This window comes from Aquabacterium sp. OR-4 (genome assembly GCF_025290835.2).
In the GTDB taxonomy this organism is placed as follows: Bacteria; Pseudomonadota; Gammaproteobacteria; order Burkholderiales; family Burkholderiaceae_C; genus Pseudaquabacterium.
On record NZ_JAOCQD020000001.1, the window covers coordinates 1,630,622 to 1,652,573 of the forward strand.

The 21,952-nt window shown below is 71.9% G+C and carries 20 protein-coding genes; 11 read left to right on the plus strand and 9 right to left on the minus strand.

Annotation, left to right across the window (positions count from 1 at the left end; all coding sequences use genetic code 11):
• Positions 1 to 59: 59 nt before the first annotated feature.
• Entirely contained in the window at positions 60 to 455 is a 396-nt protein-coding gene (gene crcB, locus N4G63_RS06930) for a fluoride efflux transporter CrcB (RefSeq protein ID WP_260786658.1), read from the plus strand.
• A gap of 273 nt (positions 456 to 728) precedes the next feature.
• Here crcB and N4G63_RS06935 read toward each other — a convergent pair whose 3' ends face one another.
• Positions 729 to 1,730, minus strand: a complete 1,002-nt coding sequence (locus N4G63_RS06935; protein WP_260785452.1) for a helix-turn-helix transcriptional regulator — start codon at positions 1,728 to 1,730, stop codon at positions 729 to 731.
• A 203-nt stretch (positions 1,731 to 1,933) separates the two neighbouring features.
• Here N4G63_RS06935 and N4G63_RS06940 point away from each other — a divergent pair, with 203 nt between their 5' ends.
• Positions 1,934 to 3,187 (plus strand): hypothetical protein, encoded by a 1,254-nt coding sequence (locus N4G63_RS06940; protein WP_314599506.1) that lies wholly within the window; start codon positions 1,934 to 1,936, stop codon positions 3,185 to 3,187.
• On the opposite strand, the gene N4G63_RS06945 is transcribed toward N4G63_RS06940, so the two are convergent.
• From N4G63_RS06945 to N4G63_RS06960, 4 genes are all read right to left on the minus strand, one after another.
• Positions 3,106 to 3,723 (minus strand): hypothetical protein, encoded by a 618-nt coding sequence (locus N4G63_RS06945; protein WP_314599507.1) that lies wholly within the window; start codon positions 3,721 to 3,723, stop codon positions 3,106 to 3,108. The two genes, N4G63_RS06940 and N4G63_RS06945, sit on opposite strands and share 82 nt — an antisense overlap.
• On the minus strand, positions 3,720 to 4,196 hold the full coding sequence (locus tag N4G63_RS06950) for a hypothetical protein (RefSeq protein ID WP_260785448.1): 477 nt from the start codon (positions 4,194 to 4,196) through the stop codon (positions 3,720 to 3,722). The genes N4G63_RS06945 and N4G63_RS06950 overlap by 4 nt, the downstream gene beginning before the upstream one ends.
• A gap of 38 nt (positions 4,197 to 4,234) precedes the next feature.
• A complete protein-coding gene (locus tag N4G63_RS06955) occupies positions 4,235 to 4,609 on the minus strand; it encodes a hypothetical protein (RefSeq protein ID WP_260785447.1) in 375 nt (124 codons plus the stop codon).
• Positions 4,610 to 4,735: 126 nt separating this feature from the next.
• Entirely contained in the window at positions 4,736 to 5,224 is a 489-nt protein-coding gene (locus tag N4G63_RS06960; protein ID WP_260785446.1) for a thioesterase family protein, read from the minus strand.
• 134 nt (positions 5,225 to 5,358) lie between these two features.
• Here N4G63_RS06960 and N4G63_RS06965 point away from each other — a divergent pair, with 134 nt between their 5' ends.
• The 6 genes from N4G63_RS06965 (at position 5,359) to N4G63_RS06990 (ending at position 13,023) form a co-directional block, all read left to right on the plus strand.
• A complete protein-coding gene (locus N4G63_RS06965) occupies positions 5,359 to 6,471 on the plus strand; it encodes a S1C family serine protease (protein WP_314599508.1) in 1,113 nt (370 codons plus the stop codon).
• A gap of 70 nt (positions 6,472 to 6,541) precedes the next feature.
• Positions 6,542 to 7,135, plus strand: a complete 594-nt coding sequence (locus N4G63_RS06970; protein WP_260785444.1) for an NAD(P)H-dependent oxidoreductase — start codon at positions 6,542 to 6,544, stop codon at positions 7,133 to 7,135.
• A gap of 194 nt (positions 7,136 to 7,329) precedes the next feature.
• On the plus strand, positions 7,330 to 9,615 hold the full coding sequence (locus N4G63_RS06975) for a molybdopterin-dependent oxidoreductase (RefSeq protein ID WP_314599509.1): 2,286 nt from the start codon (positions 7,330 to 7,332) through the stop codon (positions 9,613 to 9,615).
• Positions 9,616 to 9,711: 96 nt separating this feature from the next.
• Positions 9,712 to 10,284: a lectin-like protein gene (locus N4G63_RS06980; RefSeq protein WP_314599510.1), complete on the plus strand. Its 573-nt coding sequence runs from the start codon at positions 9,712 to 9,714 to the stop codon at positions 10,282 to 10,284.
• A gap of 84 nt (positions 10,285 to 10,368) precedes the next feature.
• Positions 10,369 to 10,995 carry a bifunctional phosphoserine phosphatase/homoserine phosphotransferase ThrH gene (gene thrH / locus N4G63_RS06985; RefSeq protein WP_260785440.1) on the plus strand — a complete coding sequence of 209 codons (627 nt, stop codon included), beginning with the start codon at positions 10,369 to 10,371 and terminating at the stop codon, positions 10,993 to 10,995.
• 18 nt (positions 10,996 to 11,013) lie between these two features.
• The gene (locus tag N4G63_RS06990; RefSeq protein WP_314599511.1) at positions 11,014 to 13,023 is read left to right on the plus strand and encodes a peptidase U32 family protein; all 2,010 of its coding nucleotides are present in this window, start codon (positions 11,014 to 11,016) and stop codon (positions 13,021 to 13,023) included.
• A 21-nt stretch (positions 13,024 to 13,044) separates the two neighbouring features.
• Here N4G63_RS06990 and N4G63_RS06995 read toward each other — a convergent pair whose 3' ends face one another.
• Positions 13,045 to 13,869: a metal-dependent hydrolase gene (locus N4G63_RS06995; protein WP_260785438.1), complete on the minus strand. Its 825-nt coding sequence runs from the start codon at positions 13,867 to 13,869 to the stop codon at positions 13,045 to 13,047.
• A gap of 107 nt (positions 13,870 to 13,976) precedes the next feature.
• Here N4G63_RS06995 and N4G63_RS07000 point away from each other — a divergent pair, with 107 nt between their 5' ends.
• The 3 genes from N4G63_RS07000 to N4G63_RS07010 all read left to right on the plus strand — a co-directional run bounded on the left by N4G63_RS07000 (position 13,977) and on the right by N4G63_RS07010 (position 18,711).
• Entirely contained in the window at positions 13,977 to 14,555 is a 579-nt protein-coding gene (locus N4G63_RS07000; protein ID WP_260785437.1) for a TetR/AcrR family transcriptional regulator, read from the plus strand.
• A gap of 317 nt (positions 14,556 to 14,872) precedes the next feature.
• Positions 14,873 to 15,556, plus strand: a complete 684-nt coding sequence (locus N4G63_RS07005; protein ID WP_260785436.1) for an NF038120 family PEP-CTERM protein — start codon at positions 14,873 to 14,875, stop codon at positions 15,554 to 15,556.
• Positions 15,557 to 15,594: 38 nt separating this feature from the next.
• On the plus strand, positions 15,595 to 18,711 hold the full coding sequence (locus tag N4G63_RS07010; protein WP_314599512.1) for a S8 family serine peptidase: 3,117 nt from the start codon (positions 15,595 to 15,597) through the stop codon (positions 18,709 to 18,711).
• A gap of 215 nt (positions 18,712 to 18,926) precedes the next feature.
• On the opposite strand, the gene N4G63_RS07015 is transcribed toward N4G63_RS07010, so the two are convergent.
• The 3 genes from N4G63_RS07015 to N4G63_RS07025 form a co-directional block, all read right to left on the minus strand.
• Complete coding sequence (locus tag N4G63_RS07015; protein ID WP_260785434.1) at positions 18,927 to 19,880, minus strand: sterol desaturase family protein; 954 nt, start codon at positions 19,878 to 19,880, stop codon at positions 18,927 to 18,929.
• 1 nt (position 19,881) lies between these two features.
• Positions 19,882 to 20,667 (minus strand): polysaccharide deacetylase family protein, encoded by a 786-nt coding sequence (locus tag N4G63_RS07020; RefSeq protein WP_260785433.1) that lies wholly within the window; start codon positions 20,665 to 20,667, stop codon positions 19,882 to 19,884.
• A gap of 139 nt (positions 20,668 to 20,806) precedes the next feature.
• The gene (locus N4G63_RS07025; protein ID WP_338001642.1) at positions 20,807 to 21,826 is read right to left on the minus strand and encodes a YncE family protein; all 1,020 of its coding nucleotides are present in this window, start codon (positions 21,824 to 21,826) and stop codon (positions 20,807 to 20,809) included.
• Between the last annotated feature and the right edge of the window lie 126 nt (positions 21,827 to 21,952).

A 21,952-nucleotide genomic window follows, 5' to 3' on the forward strand; every position in this document is an offset into this window, starting at 1 on the left:
TCGGCCGCCATCCTGGCCTTCACCACGCCCCGCGCCGCTACCATCGCCGCATGCCCGCCCTGCTGCACGCTCTTGCCGCCATTGCCGCCGGCGCCTCGCTGGGCGCCATCGTGCGCTGGGGCCTGGCCAATGCCTTCAATGCGCTGCTGCCCACGCTGCCGCCGGGCACGCTGATCGCCAACCTGCTGGGCGGCTACCTGGTGGGCGTGGCGGTGGCCTTCTTTGCCCAGCACCCGGCGCTGCCACCAGCCTGGCGGCTGTTCGTGATCACCGGTTTTCTGGGCGGGCTGACCACGTTTTCAACCTTCTCGGCCGAGGTGGTGGCCAATCTGAGCGCCGGCCGCACCGGCTGGGCCCTGGCCACCGCCGCGCTGCACCTGGCCGGCAGCGTGCTGATGACCCTGCTGGGCATGGCCAGCGTGGCCCTGCTGCGCGCAGCGCCACCGCCGGCCTGAGGCTCAGAGGGTGTCCCCGAAATGAGAGGCACCCGCGCCGGGGTGGCCGAGGGCGCTGGCGGGCGTTGCGCCGCTGGCCCGGGCCACCAGCCCGGGCTGCACGGCGCGCCTACGCCAGCGCCCTCGGGTACCCCGGCCCTCAGGGTGAGGCCCCAGAATGGCCTCGCTCGTCGTTGCAAAGCTCGCCGGGTGTCCAACACGCCTGCGCTTTGCGCCTAGATCGAGGCCATTCTGGGGCCTCACGCGGGTGCCTCTCATTTCGGGGACACCCTCTCAGGCCCCGACGTACAGCGCCGCAGCGGCCGCCAGCCGCCGCCGCACCGCCGCGCGCAGGCTGTCGGGCGCCATCACCTGCACCTGCTCGCCCTGGCGCAGGATGTCCATCACCAGCTCGGTCTCGTCGGCGTAGGGCAGCGTCAGCTCCCAGCTGCCGTCGGCCAGCCAGCGACCCTGCTGCTCGGGGTGCCACTCCTCGTGGCTGGTCCAGGGCGCCGCCTGGGCCGAGAAGCGCAGCACCGCCAGCTGGCGCGTGCCGCCGGCGTAGATGCCGTAGCCGGTGTCCATCTCGGCCTGCACCTGGCGCATGGCCACGTCCTTGGCACGGGTGTCGGTCAGCGTGGCCTCCTGCACCGCGTCCAGCGCAAAACGCAGCAGGCGCTCGCGCTGGTGGCACCAGGCATCGAGGTACCAGGTGTTCTTGTAGTGCACCAGGCGCTGCGGCGAGACCTCGCGCTGGCTGACCTCGCCGCGCGTGCGGGTGAGGTAGCGCATGGCGATGCGCTGGCGCCGGATCAGCGCCTCGCCCACCCGCTCGAAGCAGGTGGCATCCACCGGCCGGCGCAGCGCGCCGATGATCTTCACCCGCTTCATCAAGGCCTTGCTGTCGTTCTCGCCGCCCGGGCCCAGCAGCTCGTGGATGCGGTCGAGCAGCGGCTGCAGATGGCGGCTGAGCAGGCCCTGGCTGTCGAGGCCCGAGATCAGCTGGTGCGCCATCAGCAGCGCATACAGCTCGCGCTCGCTGAACCACAGGCCGGGCAGTTCGTGGCGCGCCGTGCTGCGCGCCAGCGCGCTGCCGCCGCCGGTGGCCTCGAAGCGGTAGGCGTTGAGCTCGCGGTCGTAGGTGATCGGCGCGCCGAGCTGGTCGCGCAGGTACTCCAGATCGCGCTTGAGCGTGGCCGGCGACACCTCCAGCTCGGCCAGCAGGCCGGCAAAGCTGACATGCTGGCGCTGGCGGATCAGGCGCTCGATCTTGTACAGGCGTGCGGTCTTGGTCATGGGCAGTGGCGCGGCGGCTGGCGGCTGGCGGCGAAACGCCGGGCCGCCGAGTCTGCCACGCTGGTGGCTCAGCACATGAGCCAGTGCAAACCGCGGCACGGCCGTGATCGCGGGGGCTCACTGGCTCATGCTTTGAGCCACCGGCTGCCGACACTGTGAACACGGCCGGGGCGTTCCCGGCGCCACCCTGCGGAGCGTTCACGATGATCCAGACCCTGCTGCCGTTCAATGCCCTGGCCGCCATCACCGCCGCGGCACGCAGCGCCGCCCTGTCCTTCGTCGCCCCCGGGCCGGCGGCGGCACCGCACGGCGCCGACGCGGCCGCCACGGCCGATGGCCGCCACGATGCGGCCGCACCCACGCTGGCCGAGCGCCGCGAGGAGCCCGGCTTTGCGCTCGGCTGGGACCACGCCCGCCACGGCCTGACCCCGCCGCTGGACCTGCTGCCGGTGGGCAGCCCGCTGCGCCAGGGCTGGCTGGCCGCGCAGGCCGTGGCCGGGCAGCGCACGCTGCCGGCGCGCCCGGCACAGCGCCTGTGGCTGGCCCTGCGGCTGCGCGCCTGGCAGCAGGGCCAGGCCTTCGAGGCGGTGCAGCTCACGCCCGGCTTCCTGGCCCGGCTCGACACGGCGCAGTGCCCGGCCAGCCGCCGCCCGCTGCGCCCCCTGCTGGCCAGCGGCCCGGCGCCGGACGCCCCGGGCACCCCCACCGGCCAGGGCCGGATCAGCCGCCTGAACCCGGCCGCGGCCTATGCCGGCGGCAATCTGGCGGTGCTGGACGCCGAGTTGGCCGAAGCCCGCGGCACGCTGGAATTCGACGCGCTGTGGGCCCAGGCCCAGCGCCTGGCGGCCGGCGAGTGCAGCGCGCTGCGCGGCTTTGACGCCGCCACCTGGCTGCGCCTGGCGCTGCTGGCCAGCTTTGCCACGCCGCTGCCCCACGGCCAGGCGGCCAGCCTGCCGCTGGTGGTGCTGCCGCCCAACCGGGTGCGCCTGGTCAATCCGGTGCAGGGCCTGCAACTGATGCTGACGCTGCAGTTCACCCACGGCGGCTATGCGCGCCGGCTGCTCGAGCTGTCGGCGCTGATGCCCGGCCACGAGACGCGCCAGGCCTTCCAGATCTTCATGCACACGATGCTGGCGCGCCGCCTGGCCGCCGGGGCCGGCGCCGGCCCGGCCGACCTGCGCCGCGCCCTCGAGGACAGCTGGACCGACCCGCTGGTGCAGCGCCGCTGGCAGCGCCTGGCCCTGCGCCTGACCGCGGCCGACTGCGAGCGCCTGCTGCAGCGCGCAGCCCAGCGCGGGCTGATGGTGGGCGGCGGCCGCTGGCTGGATGCGCAGGCCGCCACCGAGGGCTGGGCGCTGCGCGCGGGTGATGACGCTCAGGCGCGCAGCGGCATGGGCGCATGCTCGGCCAGGCCCGGCAATGCACGCAAGCGCGGCTCGCAAAAGCTGGCCAGCTGAGCCGGCGTGACGCCGCCCGGCGCGTTCCAGTAGAGCCGCGCCGCGCCCACCAGGCTGGCCATGCACTCAAGCACGGCCGAGCCGGGGTCGAACTGCGCCAGCACATTGCTGCCGCGCCACAGCGCCAGCGTGGGCAGCTGGTGCTGGCCGGCCACGGCCATGGCGGTGGCCACGGCCTGCAGCAGCAGGTCCATGCGCAGCTGGCTGCGCCAGTGCACGGGGTCGAGGCGGCGGGCGTCGTTGCCGCCGTCGCCGCTGCGGTCGGCAGCGTGGTGGGTCAGGCACAGCAGGCCGTCGCCATGGCGCCACAGCGCATCGGGCTGGGCCACCAGGCCCCCGGCGCGGCAGGTCGGCCGCTGGCCCGGCGCCACCAGCGGCAGCGGCGCCAGCGCCGGCCGGCCGTCGGCCACCAGCACCGGCAGCAGGCGGGCCACGGCATCGCTGCGCGCATCCACCTCGGCCGGATCAAAGAAGTGCACACGCACCTGCACGCCGAGCAGCTCGGCCTCGTCATGCCAGGGCAGCGGCGCGCTCATCGTGCCGGCTCCCGGTGCAGCACGGTGATCGTGGGTGCAGAGGCCACCGGCCGCAGCGGTGTCGCCGGCGGCGTGGCCGCCCCCGACGGTGCGACGCCGCTGCCGCCACCGGCCAGGCGCGGCGGCCCGATCACCTGCCAAGCGGTGGCCATGGCGGCGCCCAGCGCCACCACCACCACCAGGGTCTTGAGCCCCGCCAGCATCCACATCTGGCGCGACATGGCGCCGCGCAGGTCGATGGTTGCGGCCTCGGGCGCCGCCAGCGGCGCGGTCAGCAATGCGGCGCGCATCTCGGCGCTCAGCGTGCCGGCGCCGGCCGGCGCCACCGGCCGGCTGCCAGCGGCAGCCACCGCGGCGCCGCTGCCGGCAGCGGCCCGCTCGCCCGGCAGCGACTCCAGCGGGTCAACCAGCACCCAGCGCACACCCTCCACGCCATCGCGTGTGAGATTGCGGCCCATCTTCACTTCGATCATCGACAGTCGCCTTCGCTGCAGGGGGCTGACGGCGGCGCTCAGGCGCCGAACGTGCTGGGTTCGGCCCGCGCCGTGGCCGGTGCGTCAGCCGGCGGCGGGGCCGCGGCGGCCGGGCTGGCCGGCGCCGGCGCCGCGGCGGCCGGCGGCCGTGTGCGGGCGATCTGGGCGAGCATGGCGCGTGCCAGCACCGCGGCCGGCGCCTCGCCGGGGCCGTCGTCGGGCAGCGCCTCGTGCACCGGCAGCCGGTGGTGGGCCCATTGCAGCAGCGTGCAGGCCAGGCCGGCGGCCGCACCAAAGCCGCCGTACAACAGCGCCGGTGGCCAGGCCGCACCATGCAGGGCCACGCCCACGGCCGCCAGGCCGCAGGCCTGACCGGTGGCGCCCAGCAGCAGCGGGTGAATCAGCGCGCGCATGGCGGCATGGCGCCAGCGGGGCGCAGGCGTTGGACGGGACAGCTCATGCCCTGTCATGTCGGCGCTGCGCCGCCGAACTTGAGCCGCCCGCGAGGCGGGCGGCCACCGCCGCGCGGTGGGTGTGGCTCAGCTCACGATGTAGGCCGCGGCGGCGGTGGCCACCAGCACGCCCTCGTCGCTGTGCAGGCGCATCTGGGTCGAGCCCACCCGGCCGCCCAGCCGCGTGATCTCGGCGGTGGCCACAAAAAAGCGCCCCAGGCCGGGGCGCAGAAAATCCACGCGCAGGTCGATGGTGCCCAGTTTCAGAAAACGGTGCATCACCTGCTCGGCACTTTCGTGCGCCAGCTTCTCGCTCATCGCCACCATCAGCGCACCACCGCCCAGCGCGTCGAGCACCGCCGAGATCACGCCGCCGTGCAGCCGGCCGTAGTGGTAGTGGCCCACCAGGTCGGGCCGCATCTCGAAGCGCATCACCAGATCGGGGCGCAGCTGCTGCACCTTGAGGCCCAGCACCTGGTTGAAGGTGATGCGCTGCTCGACCAGTTCGGTCAGCTCGCGGTCGACGATGGCCTGCTCTTCGGCACTGCGGCGGGGCGGATGGGCGCTGGCGGTCATGCGCCGAGGATAGCCGGCCCGGCTTGCCTATCATCGGCACCATCCCGATCCGCCCCGCGACCACGAACCGCCCTGCTGCCCGACGCGCCCCCGCCCCCGCCACCCAGCTTGCCCCCGCCGCCCCGGTGTCAACGATGACCCGGGCCGCCAGCCCCTGGCCCGCACTGCGCAGCCGGCGCCAGGCCACGCTGGCCCTGCTGCTGACCCTGGCCGCACCCACGCTGCAGGCGCAGCGCGGCGATCCGGGACCGCGCGCCGTCACCCCGCGCGGCCCGCTGGCCGCCGACGAGCTGCAGCAGATCGAGCTGTTCCGGCGCCTGTCGCCCTCGGTGGTGCACATCACCACGCTGGAGGTGCAGCGCGACTTCTTCAACCGCGCCGTGGGCCAGGCACCGCGCGGCACCGGCACCGGCTTCGTGTGGGACGCGGCCGGCCACATCGTCACCAACTTCCATGTCATCCAGGGCGCCAGCGCGGCCACCGTGACCCTGGCCGACCAGAGCACCCACCGCGCCCAGCTGGTGGGCGCCTTTCCCGACCGCGACCTGGCGGTGCTGAAGATCGACGCGGCGGCGGCCAGGCTGCCGGCCATCCCGATCGGCAGCAGCCGCGACCTGCTGGTGGGCCAGAAGGTGTTTGCCATCGGCAACCCCTTCGGCCTCGACCAGACGCTGACCACCGGCATCGTCAGCGCGCTCAACCGCGAGATCGAGAGCTTCAACAACCGCAGCATCCGCGGCGTGATCCAGACCGATGCCGCCATCAATCCCGGCAACTCGGGCGGCCCGCTGCTCGATTCGGCCGGCCGGCTGATCGGCGTCAACACGCAGATCGCCAGCCCCTCGGGCGCCAGCGCCGGCATCGGCTTCGCGATTCCGGTCGACGAGGTCAACCGCGTGGTGCCAAGGCTGATCCGCGACGGCCGCATCACCCGGCCCACGCTGGGCATCGGCGCGGCCAGCGAGGCCATCCAGCGTGCGCTGCGCCTGCCCGACGGCGTGGCCCTGGTGCAGGTCACGCCGGGCGGCCCGGCGGCACGCGCCGGCCTGCAGCCCTTCAGCCGTGGGCGCGACGGCAGCGTTGTGGCCGGCGACATCATCGTCGCGGTCAATGACGAGCCGGTGGCCAGCCTCGACGACCTGCTGACCCTGCTCGAGCGGCGCCAGCCGGGCGACTCGGTGACGCTGAACGTCTCGCGCGCCGGGCGCGGCCGCAAGGTGCAGGCGGTGCTGGCCCAGGGCGACTGAGCCGCGCCCAGCATCCTGCCGTTTGCCGCAGCGCAACCCGCCGGCAACACGCGGCGCGCAGGATGGGGGCATGCAAGAAGTCAAACGCATCCTGATCCTGCAGGGTCACCCTGACACCTCCGACCAGCACCTGTGCCATGCACTCGCCGGCGCCTATGCCGAGGGCGCCCGCGAAAGTGGTCACACGGTCGACACGGTGACCCTGGCCACGCTCGACTTTCCGCTGCTGCGCAACCAGGCCGACTGGATGCACGGCGAGCTGCCGCCGGCGCTGCTGCCCGCCCAGCAGGCGATTGCGCAGGCCGAGCACCTGGTGTTCTTCTTTCCGCTGTGGCTGGGCGACATGCCGGCGCTGGTGAAGGCCTTTCTGGAGCAGGTGGCGCGGCCCGGCTTTGCGTTCAAGCGCGAGGCCGACAACCCGTTTGCCGCCAAGGGCCTGACCGGCCGCTCGGCCCGCGTGGTGGTCACCATGGGCATGCCGGCGCTGCTGTACCGCTTCTACTTCCGCGCCCACAGCCTGCGCTCGCTCGAGCGCAACGTGCTTGGCTTCGTGGGCATCGCGCCGGTGCACGAAACCCTGATCGGCATGGTCGACAAGCTGGGCGACAAGGGCGTGACACGCTGGAAGGCCAAGCTGCGGGCACTCGGCCGCAGGGCGACTTGACGGTCGGCCGCAGGGCGACGTGACATTCGGCCGCAGGGCGACGTGAGGTTCGGCCGCAGCGCCAGCCGTGCACCTGGCGCACCGGCCCGCTGACCTGCCAGGTCATCGCCGCCCGCACCGAATCGGCGTAACGTCTCCCGGGTGACGGACGCTGCCCCGTGCGGGCAGCGATAAACCGCGCCACAGGAGACGCCATGTCCACACCCAACGACGCCCCCCGCACCGACACCGCCCCGGCCGCGCGCCACTACCGCATCTGCCCGCTGTGCGAGGCCTGCTGCGGCCTCGAGGTCAGCACCCAGGGCCAGCAGGTGCTGCAGGTGCGCGGCTGGGCCGGCGACACGCTCAGCGACGGCTATCTGTGCCCCAAGGGCGTGGCCATCAAGGACCTGCACGACGACCCCGACCGCCTGCGCCAGCCGCTGATCCGCCGCAGTGGCCGCAGCAGCCCGCTCGAGCCCGCCAGCTGGCAGGAAGCCTTCGCGCTGATCGAGGCCCGGCTGCCGCCCATCCTGGCCGAACACGGCCGCGACGCGCTGGCCCTGGTGGCCGGCAACCCGTCGGCGCACAAGATGGGCCTGCTGCTGTACTTTGCGCGCCTGGGCCGCGCCGCCGGCTCGAAGAACGTCTACTCCGCCAGCACGCTCGACCAGATGCCGCGCCAGCTGGCCAGCGGCCTGATGTACGGCCACTGGCTGAGCGTGGGCCTGCCCGACATCGCGCGCACCGAGCTGCTGGTGGTGATCGGCGCCAACCCGCTGGCCAGCAACGGCAGCATGTGGACGGTGCCCGATTTCCGCGCCAAGGCCCGTGCGCTGCAGGCACGCGGCGGCCGCCTGGTGGTGATCGACCCGCGGCGCACCGAAACCGCCGCCATCGCCGACCAGCACCTGGCCATCCGCCCGGGCGCCGATGCGCAGCTGCTGGCGGCCCTGGTGCACACGCTGTTCGACGAAGGCCTGGTCCGGCTTGGCAGCGCGGCGCCCTGGCTGAACGGCGTGGAGGACGTGCGCACGGCGGTGCAGGCGTTCACGCCCGAGGCGGTGGCCGCGCACTGCGGCATCGGCGCGGCCGGCATCCGCCAGCTGGCGCGTGATCTGGCGGCCACGCCGCGCGCGGTGGTGTACAGCCGCATCGGCAGCTGCACCCAGACCTTCGGCACGCTGGCCTCGTGGCTGGTGGATGTGCTCAATGCCCTCACCGGCCACCTCGATGCGCCGGGCGGCCAGCTGTGGGCCAAGGCCGCGGGCTTTGCCGCCAACACCCAGGGCAAGCCGGGCATCGGCCGCGGCGTGGCCACCGGACGCCACCGGGCCCGGGTGAGTGGCGCGCCCGAGGTGTTTGGCGAGCTGCCGCTGGTGCAGCTGGCCGACGAGATCCTCACGCCCGGCGCGGGCCAGGTGCGCGCGGCCATCGTGATGAGCGCCAACCCGGTGCTCTCGGCGCCCGGCGGCGCGCGCCTGGCGCAGGCGCTGGATCAGCTCGAGTTCATGGTCAGCCTCGACATCTACTGCAACGAGACCGCGCGCCACGCCGACGTGATCCTGCCCGGCCTGTCGCCGCTGGAGGAAGGCCACTACGACGTGCCCTTCCCGCAGCTGAGCTGGCGCAACACCGCGCGCTACAGCGCACCGGTGCTCACGCCCGCCCCCGGCCAGCCGCCCGAGTGGCAGAACCTGCTGCGCCTGATCGCCATCCTGAAGGGCCGCGGCGCGGCGGCCGATGTGCTGGCGCTCGACGACGAGCTGCTGGCCGACGACCTGCGCCGCAGCGGCACCGACGACACCGCCGCCGTGCTGGCCGCGCTGCAACCCTGGCAAGGCCCTGAGCGCCTGGTCGACCTGGCCCTGCGCAGCGGCCCGTATGGCGACGGCTTCGGCACCAGTCGCCGCGGCGAGCATCCCGATGCGCAGGGCGGCGGCCTGAGCCTGGCCCAGGTGGCCGCGCAGCCGGGCGGCATCGACCTCGGCCCGCTGCAGCCGCGCCTGCCCGAAATGCTGCGCACGCCCAGCGGCAAGGTCGAGCTGGCGCCGCCGATGCTGGTGGCCGACCTGCCGCGCGCCTGGGCTGCGCTGGGCGAGCCGCGCGCCGACATGCTGATCATCGGCCGGCGCGAGGTGCGCAGCAACAACAGCTGGATGCACAACCTGCCCACGCTGGCCAAGGGCCCCGAGCGCTGCACCCTGCAACTGCACCCGGCCGATGCACAGCGCCTGGGCCTGGGCGACGGCGCCATCGCCGCGATCACCCGCGACGGCCAGCGCATCCAGGCGCCGGTGCAGATCACCGACAGCCTGCCGCCCGGCGTGGCCTGCCTGCCGCATGGCTGGGGCCACAGCCTGCCCGGCACCCGGCTGCGCGTGGCCGCCGAGCGCCCGGGCGTCAATCTCAATGCGGTGCTGGATGCGCGGCTGACCGATCCGCTGTCGGGCAATGCGGTGCTGTCCGGTGTTGCAGTCTGTATCGAATCAGCCGCCTGACCCCCGCGGCCATGGGGATGTGAGGCCCCCCGCCCTCGCCTACTGTGCGGCGCAGCGGTCGGGCTGCCTTCGGCCGCACCCACCGGTGGAGGCCACATGCGCCGCAGCTTGTCGATTCTTCTCGCCGCCAGCGCGCTGGCCACCGCGGCCCAGGCCGTGCCCACGCAGTGGACCGTGGCCTCGGGCGGCAACGGCCACTGGTACGAGTTTGTCCCCGAGCCGGTGCTGGCCGAACTGGCCTACAGCCTGGCGGCCAGCGAGTCCTATCTGGGCCTGAGCGGCTACCTGGCCACCATCACCTCGGCCGCCGAGAACCAGTTCGCGTCGGTCACCGTGGCCCAGGGTCAGCTGGCCTGGCTGGGCGCCACCGACGCCGGCGTCGAAGGCCAGTGGGTCTGGCGCAGCGGGCCCGAGGCCGGCCAGGCCCTGACCTACAGCAACTGGAACGCCAACGAGCCCAACAACTGCTGCGGCGGCGAGAACTACCTGCAGACCAACTACGCCAACCAGGTGGGCCTGTGGAACGACCACGGCGGCCCGGGCAACGCCTTGCAGCGCAACGGCTACCTGGTCGAGTTCAGCGGCGTGGTGCCCGAGCCCGGCCGCTGGGCGCTGATGGCCGCCGGCCTGGCGCTGCTGGCTGCCGCGGTGCGCCGCCGCCGGGGCTGAGCGCCAGGGCCCCTGCCCCTTGCGCGCCAGGGCGCCGCGCCGGGCTGATCCGCTAGACTGCCGGGTTCGCCAGGAGCCCCCGAAATGCAAGTCGTCTGCCTCGATCTCGAAGGTGTGCTGATCCCCGAGATCTGGATCGCGTTCGCCGAACGCACCGGCATCGCCGAATTCCGCCGCACCACGCGTGAGGAACCCGACTACGACAAGCTGATGCGCTACCGCCTCGGCCTGCTGCGCCAGCATGGCCTGAAGCTGGCCGACATCCAGGCGGTGATCGGCGGCATGGCGCCGATGGAGGGTGCCAAGGCGTTTCTCGACGACCTGCGCAGCCGCTTCCAGGTCATCATCCTGTCGGACACCTTCTACGAGTTCGCCGATCCGATGATGCGCCAGCTCGGCCGGCCCACGCTCTTTTGCCACAAGCTGGTGATCGACGCCGAGGGCTTTGTCGCCGACTACACGCTGCGCCAGCCCAACCAGAAGGCGCATGCCGTCAATGCGCTCAAGGGCCTGAACTTCCAGGTCATGGCCGCCGGCGACAGCTACAACGACACCGGCATGCTGGGCGCCGCCGACGCGGGCTTCTTCATCCACCCGCCCGAGAGCATCACGCTGCAGTTTCCGCAGTTCCCGGTGCACCACAGCTATGCCGAGCTGAAGGCCAGCTTCGACGCCGCCTCGGCACGCCTGCTGGCCCAGGCCCAGGCCTGATCGCGGCCTGCGTCTGCCATGCACGACCGCCTGCGCGAACTGGAGCTGCTGGCCCCGGCGCGTGATGCCGACATCGGCATTGCCGCCATCGACCATGGCGCCGATGCCGTGTACATCGGCGGCCCCAGCTTCGGCGCGCGCGAGAAGGCCGGCAACAGCGTGGCCGACATCGAGCGCCTGGCGCGCCATGCGCACCGCTTTGGCGCGCGCATCTTCGTCACGCTCAACACCATCCTGCGCGACGACGAGCTGGAAGACGCCCGCCGCATGGTGTGGCAGCTGCATGGCGCCGGCGCCGATGCGCTGATCGTGCAGGACATGGGCCTGCTCGAGCTCGACCTGCCACCGCTGCAGCTGCATGCCAGCACGCAGACCGACATCCGCACGCCCGAGAAGGCGCGCTTTCTGCAAGACGCCGGCTTCAGCCAGATGGTGCTGGCGCGCGAGCTCACGCTGGCGCAGATCCAGGCCATCCGCGCCCAGGTGGACCGCGCGGTGCTTGAGTTCTTCGTGCACGGCGCGCTGTGCGTGGCCTATTCGGGCCTGTGCTTCATCAGCCATGCGCTCACCGGGCGCAGCGCCAACCGCGGCAGCTGCAGCCAGGAATGCCGCCAGCCCTATACCGTGACCGACGCGGCCGGCCACATCATTGCGCACGACAAGCATGTGCTGAGCCTGAAGGACAACGACCAGAGCGCCAACCTGCGCGCGCTGGTCAGGGCCGGCATCCGCAGCTTCAAGATCGAGGGCCGCTACAAGGACCTGGGCTACGTCAAGAACGTCACCGCCCACTACCGCCAGCTGCTCGATGCCGTGCTCGAAGGCGAAGGCGAGCGCGGCCTGCGGCCGGCCTCCAGCGGCCGCACCACGCTGTTCTTCACGCCCGAGCCAGAGCGCAACTTCAACCGCGGCACCACCGACTACTTCGTCAGCGGCCGCAAGGACGACATCGGCGCCTTCGACACCCCCAAATACGCCGGCCTGCCGCTGGGCGAGGTGATCGCCACCGGCCCCGAGCATCTGGACGTGGCGCTGGCCGAGGGCGTCACCTCGCTGGCCAACGGCGATGGCCTGACCTGGTGGGACCTGCAGGGCGAGCTCAACGGCGTGCAGGCCAACACCGCCCGCGCACTCGACGAACGCCAGCGCCGCTGGCGCGTGATGCCCAACGAGCCGGTGGCCAGCCTGAAGGACCTGAAGCGCGGCACGGCGCTGTTTCGCAACCGCGACATGGCCTGGGACCGCACGCTCGACAGCAAGACCGCCGAGCGCCGCATCGAGGTCGACCTGCGCCTCGATGAGCTGCCCGACGGCCTGCTGCTGACCCTGACCGATGCCGATGGCCACATGGGCCAGGCCGAGGTGGCCGTGGCCCTGCAGCCGGCGCGCGACGCCGCGCGTGCCGACGCCACGCTGCGCGAGGCGCTGGGCAAGCTGGGCACCACCATCTTTGGCGCGCGCCAGGTCGAGCTGGCGCTCAGCGCGCCCTGGTTCGTGCCGGTGGGTGCGCTCAATGCGCTGCGGCGCGACGCCGTGGCCGCGCTCGAAGCGGCGCGCACCGCCGCCTGGCAGCCACTGCCGCGCGCCCGGGCCGTGCAGCCGCCGGCGCCCTACCCCGACGACTCGATCAGCTACCTGGCCAATGTGTACAACCACAAGGCACGCGACTTCTACGCCCGCCATGGCGTGCAGGTGATCGAGGCCGCCTACGAAAGCCACCAGGTGCTGGGCGACGCCAGCCTGATGATCACCAAGCACTGCGTGCGCTACAGCCTCAGCCTGTGCCCCAAGCAGGCCAAGGGCGTGACCGGCGTGCAGGGCACGATCCGCGCCGAGGCGCTGGTGCTCAAGCATGGCAACGACACGCTCGAGCTGCGCTTCGACTGCAAGCCCTGCGAGATGCATGTGGTGGGCCGCATGCAGCCGCATGTGCTGCGCGAAGCCACCGCGCAACTGCAGGCCGCGAGCCAGCAGGCTGCGCCGATCCAGTTCTACCGCAGCCGCCCGGCCGCCGCACCGCGCGGCTGATGCACCGGCACCGGCCCGCGCTCAGCGCGCCGAGCCCACCACGCTGAAACGCCCGGCGTTGTCGCGCAGCCAGGCGCTGCCGGCCTGGCCGCCGTGCGCCAAGGGGTGGAAGTCGGCGCGCAGGTACTGGCGCCAGGGGCCGGCCATCTCGCGCACCAGGCCAGCGCGGCCGAACAGCAGCCGCCAGCCCGACACCCAGGTCGCGGGCCGCTTCCAGCTGCCGTCGTGCCAGAGGTTGTTGAGCGTCTGGCGCAGCGCGTCGCAGACGAAGTTGAACGACACCACGCGAAAGATGCGCAGCCGCCACTTCTCGTTGCCGCCCAGTGCGCGGTAGAGGTCGAAGGCGGTGCTGCGGTGCTCACTCTCCTCGCTGGAGTGCCAGCGCCACAGCAGCGCCAGGCGCTCGTCGGCGCCGGCCAGTGCCGCGTCGTTGGCCAGCAGGTACTCGGCCAGGATGGCGGTGAAGTGCTCGGCCGCTGCGGTCACCGCCAGGTGCAGGCGCAGATCCTTGCCGTCCAGCGCCCGCATGCGGCGGCGCGAGCGCGGCTCCCAGTGGTTCTTCAGCCCCTGCCGCTCCAATTGATCGTTATACAGGCCATGCAGGCGGCGGTGCGTGGCCTCCTGGCCGATGAAGCCGCGCACCTCGGCCTCGAAGCCGTGCCGCTGCTCGGCGGGCAAGGCCGCCAGGCCGGCGCGCACCGAGTCGATGAAGAACTGCTCGCCAAACGGAAAGCTCATCGACAGCGCATTGAAGAACGCGCTGCGGAAGGCGTCTCCGCCGTTCCAGTGGCGATCAAAGGGCGACTGCAGATCGACCAGCAGGCGGCGCACGGGCAGATCGGTCATGGCGGGGCTTTCGCAGGCGGTGGCATGGCGGTCATGGTACCAATGCGTACCAAACCGGTGCCAGGGGTGTTCCCCAGGGTGGCGCGCGCCTCTCCCCATCGGGGTGCATGGCATCATCGCCCGCGATGGCCGATGTGCTCACCGATCACCGCGAGCGACTGCTCGAAGCCATGGCCCACAGCGTGGCCGCCAAGGGCTATGCCGCGGTGACGATTGCTGATCTGGCGGCCGAGGCGCGCGTCTCCAAGCGCAGCTTTTACGAGCACTTCAGCGACAAGCCCGCCTGCTTCATCGCGCTGTACGAGCTGGCCAGCCTCAACTCCTTGCAGGTGCTGCGTCAGGCCCTCGACGCGCGGCGTGACTGGCACACCCAGGTCGAGCAGGCGCTCGGCGCCTACCTGGCCCACCTGGCCGGCAACCCGGCACTGCTGACCACGCTGTTTGTCGACATCATGGCCCTCGGCCCGGCCGGCCTGGCGGCGCGGCGCCGCAGCACCCAGCGCTTTGCCGATTTCATTGTGGCCATCGCCGGGCCCGCACTGGGCGCCGAGCAGGCGGTGGCCATCGTCGGCGGCATCCACGAGTGGGTGCTCGATGCGGTGGAACGCGGCCGCATCGACCGCCTGCCGGCGCTCGCCGCACCGGGTGCACGCCTGGTGCGCGCGGTGATCGACGCGCAGCCCTGAACGCCACGCGCCGCCCCGGCTTGCGCCGGCTGGATGGCCCGGCCCAGCCGGCCAGCACGCGGCGCGCAGTCGGGCCTGCACGGCTCAAGTTCCGCCACCCCCCCACGCTTGGGGGGGCGTGCATGGGGCTTTCGATGACCTGTGCGCGGCCCGTGAATTGCTACCCTGAGTTTCAGCAAGTATTTGCACAGGCCGGACACCCCGGCAACTTGCGCTTCACCGTTCCAAGGCAGCGGCGGACCAACAGTCCGCGAACCTGCCGATCCACCCGAGAAAGGGCTCCCCCGATGTTCCCGAAGTCCTGGAAAGTCCGCGCCATGGCCACTGCCATCGCGCTCACGGCGTCCACCGCGGCCCTTGCGGCTCCGGTCGCCACGGTCGGTTTTGAAGGCGCGTTCGACCTGATCGGTCCGGGCCAGACCAACACCCAGTACACCGAGCAGCGATTCAGCTTCACGCCGGCCGGCGGCGATGCACTGATCGACACCTCGTCGTGTGCCGTGGGCGTTGAGTACTGCGCCACCGGCAACAGCAGCACCCACCTGCAGGCGCTCAACGGTGCCTCGGTCACGATCAGGCCGGTCAACGAGTGGTTCCAGCTGCACAGCCTGGACGCCTCGTTCCTGCCCTCGCCCTCGCTCAGCCTGTCGGGCTACAGCTTCGGCCTGCTGCTGTCGGGCACCACGCTGGGCGGTGGCAGCGTGAGCCAACTGCTCGAGCTGGTGGAGAGCGCGGTGCTGCCCGGTGACTTCGAGTTCAGCAGCTACACGGGCGCGGCCGACATGACCCGCCTGACCTCGCTCACGCTGAGCGCCTGCTACATCACCGGCGGCGGCTGCATCACCGACGCCGCCGGCCTGGCCGCCGACTTCCTGCTGCCCAGCGATCTGCAGTTCTCGGTCGACAACCTGAGCATGTCGATCCCCGAGCCTTCGGCCATCTGGCTGGCGGCGCTGAGCCTGGGTGCACTGGTGGCCACCCGCCGCCGCAGCACCCGCTGATCCAACCCTGCCCACAAACGCAGAAGGAACATCCCTACATGAACAAGACCCCCTGGATCTGGGCGTCAACCCTGTTGCTCGCGGCCGCCTCGGCCAGCGCGCAGCAGGCGGCACGCCAGAGCTACATCGTGCAACTGGCCGATCTGCCGGTGGCCGGCTACAACGGCAAGGTGGCCGGTTTTGCCGCCACCAGGCCCGCCGCAGGCCAGAAGCTCAACATGCGCGCCTCGCATGTGCAGGCCTATCTGGGCTACCTGAACAGCCAGCGCAACACGGTGATCTCCACCGTGGGAAGCGCTCCGGTCACGCACCGCTACAACGTGGCCTTCAACGGCTTTGCCGCCAAGCTCACCGCGGCCGAGGTGGCCAAGCTGCAGGCCAATGCCGCCGTGTTGTCGGTGACGCCCGATTCGGCGTTCACCATGGACACCAGCCGCACGCCGGCCTTCCTGGGCCTCTCGGCTGCGGGTGGCCTGTACAGCCAGAACGTCACCGGTGAGAACGTGATCATCGGCGTGATCGACGGCGGCATCACGCCCGAGAACCCGTCGTTCTCGGACAAGGTCGACGGCAGCGGCAAGCCGGTGTCCTCGCACCAGGCCGGCACCGTGGTCTACGACCCGATCGCCACCACCCGCCCCGGCCGCTGGCAAGGTGCCTGTGAAACCGGGCCCGGCTTTCCCGCCAGCGCCTGCAACAACAAGCTGATCGGCGCACGCTGGTTCCGCACCGGCTTCGACGCCGCCGGCTACGTGGCACAGCCGGTCGAGTTTGCATCGCCGCGCGATGCCGACGGCCATGGCAGCCATACCGCCTCCACCGCTGGCGGCAACGCCAATGTGGCGGCCACCGTGAACAGTGGTGCCGTGGGCAACATCTCGGGCATCGCCCCGCGCGCCCGTGTCGCCGCCTACAAGGTGTGCTGGCTGTACGAGGGTTCGGCGCTGGCCACCTGCATCACCACCGACAGCGTGGCGGCCATCGACCAGGCCGTGGCCGACGGTGTGGACGTGCTGAACTACTCGATCAGCGGCACCCGCACCAACTACCTCGACCCGGTCGAAGTGGCGTTCCTGTTCGCGGCCGATGCCGGCGTGTTTGTGGCCGCCTCGGCGGGCAACAGCGGCCCCGGCAACACGGTGGCGCACATGAGCCCCTGGCTGACCACGGTGGCAGCCTCCACGCACGACCGTCTGTTCGCGGCCAATGCCGTGCTGGGCGGCACGTCCTACGCGGGCGCTTCGCTGCAGACCTCGGGCCTGGCCAGTGCAGCCGGCCCGCTGCCGCTGGTGCTGTCGGTGAACGCCGGCATCAAGCCCCTGGCCGACCTGAACCCCACGCAGCAGGCCGCCCTGCGCTTGTGCTTCAACGCCACCGACCTGGCCGATGCCACCCTGCTGGGTGCTGCGGCCGGGTCTGACGCGGCCCTCGATCCGGCCAAGGTGGCCGGCAAGATCGTGGTCTGCGATCGCGGCTCCAACGCCCGTGTCAACAAGAGCGAGGCGATCATGGCCGCCGGCGGCGCCGGCATGGTGCTGATCAACACCAGCAGCAACACGCTCAACGACGACGCCCACCACGTGCCCAGCGTGCACCTGTCGCACACCGTGCGCACGGCCATCCGCAGCTATGCGGCCACCGGCACCGGCACCGGCTACATCACGGCCGGGGCGCAAGCCTCGGGCGTGGTGGCACCGCAGATGGCTTCGTTCTCGTCGCGTGGCCCCAGCCTGGCCAACCCGAACATCCTGAAGCCGGACATCACGGCCCCGGGTGTGTCGATCCTGGCGGCCTACACGCCGCCCCTGGCCACGCACTATGCCGCGCAGATCGCGGGCGGCACCTGGCCGGCCCCGGAGTTCGACTTCCTGCAGGGCACCTCGATGTCCAGCCCGCACATCGCCGGCATGGGCGCCCTGCTCAAGCAGGCGCACCCCACCTGGTCGCCGGCAGCCATCAAGTCGGCGTTGATGACCACCACCACCGGCGTCAAGCTGGCCAGTGGCGCGGCTGACAACGACCGCTTCGGCTACGGTGCAGGCCATGCCAACCCCAACGGCGCCTCGGGTGTGCCGCTGGTGTACGACGCCAACCTGGTCGACTACCTGGCCTTCCTGTGCGGCGCGGGCACGCTGAATCCGGCGAGCGGCGTCTGCGGCTCGGTCGGCTTCCTGGCCCCGTGGAACCTGAACCTGGCCTCGTTGACCGCTGAGGTGGTGGGTCTGCAGACCCTCTACCGCACGGTCACCAACGTCAGCACGGCCACGAAGACCTTCAACGCCACGGCCACCATGCCCGGCTTCTCGGCGGTGGTGACACCGTCGACGCTGACGCTGGCCCCTGGCGCGCAAGGCAGCTTCGCGGTGACGGCCACCCGCACCACGGCGGCCATCGGCAGCTGGGCCTTCGGCAATCTCGACTGGTCCGACGGTGCCAGCACGGTGCGCAGCCCGCTGACCTTGAAGCCCCTGTTCCTGGCCACCCCGGCGCTGCTGGAAGACACCCGTGTTCGTGCCAACCGCATGTTCACCGTGGGTACCGGCTACGACGGCGCCATGCGTGCCATCACCGACGGTCTGGTGCCGGCCACGCGCACGGCAGGCAGTGTCGATGTGGGCAACGAAAACTGCTCGGCCAAGGTGACGGTGCCTGCCGGCGCCAAGTGGCTGCGCGTGGCGATGTTTGACGCCGACTCGGCAGGCCAGGGTCTGGACGACCTCGACCTCGAGGTGCGCAACGCCGCCGGCACGGTGGTGGCCTCCAGCGGTGGCAGCACCACCAACGAGTTGGTCAACCTGCGCGCCCCGGCCGCAGGCACCTACTCGCTCTGCGTGATCGGCTTTGGCACCGCACGCGCCGTCAGCAAGCTCGACTACACGCTGTCGAGCTGGCTGGTGAGCACCGGCAAGGGCATCGCCAACTCGCTGAAGGTCAGCGTGCCCGCCACGGTGGCCACGGCCGGCAGCGGCACGGTGGCCTTCCTGTGGAACGTGCCGGCCGGCCAGCGCTACTTCGGTACGGTGCACTTCAGCACCGGCACCGGCGAAGCCACCGGCCAGACCGCGCTGTACCTGGACAACCAGCCCACGGTGAGCGTGGCCACGTCCACCGGCGCCAAGGAACTGGCCAAAGCGACGCAGAAGATGAACCGCTAACGCGGTACTGGCCAGCGCAGCCCTCCGGCTGCGCTGGCCCGGCCGGCCGTGCAGGCCGGCCTCAAAAGACAAGGGCCACGCATGCGTGGCCCTTGTCTTTTGGCGGCGCGTTGCGCCAGCGGCATGGCGTGGCACCGACCGGTGCCGCAGCCAGCAGCCTGCAGCCTGCAGCCTGCAGCCGCACGGCGCTGTTGTGCTGCGCGGCCGCCGCGTCGTCAGTCGCGGCCGGCCAGGCGCTTGAGCCCCAGCCATTGCTGGGCCCAGAAGCCGCGGCCATAGTCGCGGCCCTCGAGCTGGTCGCGGATGCCGGTGGGCTGCAGCGCAAAGTCGAAGCGTGCGGTGCCGAACAGCATGTCCCACACCGGAAACAGCACCGCAAAATTGCAGCCGCCCAGCGTGCCGGCACCGGCCGATTCATGGCCCAGGCCGATGGCATGGTGGCGGCGGTGGTAATCGGGGCCCACAATCAGCCGGCCCAGCAGCGGGCCGAAGCTCAGGCGCACGTTGGCGTGCGAGAAGCTTTCCACCAGCTGCGTCACCGCCACCAGCGCGATGAACTGCCCTGGCGGCACGCCCAGCGCAAAGGCCAGCAGCACAAACACCGCGTCGCGCAGCAGGTCGTCGAGCAGGTGGTTGCGGTTGTCGCTCCACATCGTCATTTGCCGCTGGCTGTGGTGCAGCGCATGCAGCTGCCACCACCAGTCCAGCGCATGCTGGCTGCGGTGATACAGGTAGTCGACCAGATCGAACAGCAGCAGGTACAGCACGAAACTCAGCAGCGGCTGGTCGGTCAGGCCGGGCCACAGGCGGTCGAGCTCGACACCGGCCATGCCCTGCAGGCTGGCCTGGCCGCGCAGCCAGTCCCACAGCGGATCGATGCTGAAGAACATCGCCACCCGCACCAGGCCCAGGCGGTGGATCAGCGTGTAGACGATGTCGGTGCGCACCGCGGCGCGGTCGGTCACCGCCTCCACCGGCCGCCAGCGCTCGAGCGCGCGAAACACCAGCAGCAGAACCGCCAGCTGCAGCAGCCCCACCAGCAGCCAGGCGGTGGCGCGGTAGCCATCGGCCAGCACATTGCCCAGGCCCAGCTCGAACATCAGCGGCTGCAGCGCGCGCTCGAACAGCCAGCCCTGCAGCGCGTCGAACAGCTCGCCCGGCGTGCCCATCTCAGCGCGCCTGCGGCAGCGCCGCCGTTGCCGGGGCACGGCCGTACTGCGGATGCTCGCGCAGCGTGGCAAAGCACAGGCCGCGCGCCTTGAGCCCCACGATCAAGGGCTCGAGCACCGCCGGCGCCCAGGGATCACGCCGCGACCAGATGCCCAGGTGCGCCACCAGGATGTCGCCGCTGCGGATGCTGTGCAGCGCACGCTGCAGCAGCTGGACATTGGGGTAGCGCTCGCTCGGCAGCTCATCGCCCAGAAAGCCGGCCGGGGCCCAGCCCACATGGGCCAGGCCGCAGGCCCGGCCAGCGGCCAGCAGGGCCGGCGAGGTCTTGCCGCCCGGCGCGCGAAACAGCGGCAGCATGGCCTGGCCGGTGATGGCCTGGAAGCGCTCGGCCGGGCGCCTGAGCTCGGTGCAGTAGGCGGCCGGCGTGAAGCTGCTGCGCTGCCCTGCCCGCGGGCCCATCGACGGCCGCGTGTCGAAGCTGCCGTCGCCGCGCTCGGGCCGATCGGCCAGCCAGCTGTGGTGGTCCCAGGTGTGGCTGCCGAAGGCATGGCCCTCGGCCGCCCGGGCGCGCCACCAGGGCGCCCAGTGCTCGTCCAGGCTCCAGCCACCGGTGAGGGTGCGCTCGTTGGCCAGAAAAAACGTGGCCTTGACCTGCTGGCGCTGCAGCACCTCGGCCACCAGCTCGGCCACGCCCATGTGGCCGGTGTCGAAGGTCAGGTAGACGGGCTGGGTGCAGGGTGAGGCGGCGGTAGGGCCTGCTGCGCCAGCAGTTCCAGCGGCCAGCATCGCCACCGCCGCGCAAACACCCGGCAGCCCACCACCCCAACCCAGCGGCCGCCATGGTTCTGGCTCCGCCAGGCCACTGGCGGCGCGCCCGAGACCAGGCTTCGGGGGAGGCGGCGCAGCCGCCTCGGGGGGGGCGCCGCTAGCCCCTTGGCGCATGGTTCAGCGTCCAGATGCCGTGCGGCGAGCGCCCCACCTTCACCTGCTGCAGCACCTGGCGCTTGTCGACGTCGATGACGGTCATCTTGCCGGCCCAGCGCGAGCTCAGCAGCAGGGTGCGGCCATCGGCCAGCAGCTCCATGCAATCGGGGCCGCTGGGGCCGGGCAACTCGGCCAGGACGGCGAGCGACTGGATGTCGATCACGCTCAGCGTATTGGCCACGCGGTTGCTGACGAACAGCTGCCGGCCATCGCCGCGCGCGCGAAACGCGTGCGCGCCTGCGCCGGTGACGATGCGCTGCAGCAGCCGTGCCGCGCCGGCGCTCACGTCGTAGACCTCGACGAAGCGGTCGCCGGTGAGGCCCACGAACAGCCGCTTGTCGTCGGGCGACAGGTACACATCGGCCGGCATCTTGCCGGTCTTGACCTTCCAGCGCACGGCCTGCGTGGCCAGGTCGATGGCGATCAGCTCGTCGCTGTCCTGCAGCGAGCAGTACACCACCGTGCTGCGGCTGTCGATGGTCAGATGGCTGGGCGTCTTGGGCGCCGCAATGCGCTTTTGCAGCTTCAGCGGCTGGGCGGCGTCGGCCGGCTCCCAGCGGTAGAGGTCGACATGATCGAGCCGGTTGGCCGCGGTGACGAACCACTTCATGTCGGGCGAGAAGCGCAGCTGGTAGGGGTCGACGATGCCGGTGATGGTGCGCTGCACCTCGGCCGTCAGCGGATCGACCAGGGTCAGCGAGTTCGACAGCGCATTGGCCACCAGCAGGCTCTTCTCGTCGGGCGAGAGGTAGAGGTGGTGCGGCTCCTTGCCGGTGGGGATGCGCTTGCGCTCGACGTAGCTGCCGGGCTCGATGACGCTGATCGTCGCGTCCAGCGAATTCAGCACAAAGATCGGCGCACTGGCCAGCCGGGCCTTGGCGGCCGCGCTGGAGGGCTGGGCGGCCCCAGCCGGCTGGGCCGTGGCCTGGGCTGCGGCGGGCAGCACCGGCAACGCCGCCAGCCAGGGGCTCAGCGCAAGGGTCAGCGCACGGCGGCGCGGCAGGCAGCGGATGGAATCAGGGTTCACGTCGGGGCGGCTGGCGGCCGCTGGGCACGCAGGCACAGCGGCGGCGCAACATCGGTGGCG